Origin of the sequence: Pseudomonas brassicacearum, from assembly GCF_003732265.1 — a bacterium.
Classification (GTDB): Bacteria; Pseudomonadota; Gammaproteobacteria; order Pseudomonadales; family Pseudomonadaceae; genus Aquipseudomonas; species Aquipseudomonas brassicacearum_D.
Genome location: NZ_MOBK01000223.1, coordinates 1 through 258 on the forward strand (window position 1 = coordinate 1; position 258 = coordinate 258).

Here is a 258-nt window from a genome sequence, read left to right on the forward strand (position 1 = left end):
CGCCTAAATGTTGATGACTCAAGCATTGACAGCCGTTGCCCTAACCCTCGCGGCTGCCGCCGTTTTCCCATTGGCCAGCCAGGCCCGAACCAACGTCACGCCCGAAGAGGCACACGCCATTGGCGTTGACGCCTACCTGTACTTTTATCCGCTGCTGACCATGGACATCACCCGCAAGCAGTTCACCAATATCGAACCCGGCAAAGAGTTTGGTAAAGGCCAGATGAACATGTTTGTGAGCGTGCCGCAGTACCCGCC

Annotated in this window: 1 pseudogene; it reads left to right on the top strand. The window is 57.0% G+C overall.

What is annotated here, in order from left to right:
• Positions 1-7 precede the first annotated feature (7 nt).
• Positions 8-258: pseudogene (locus BK660_RS30950) on the top strand (DUF1254 domain-containing protein); the annotation flags it as partial.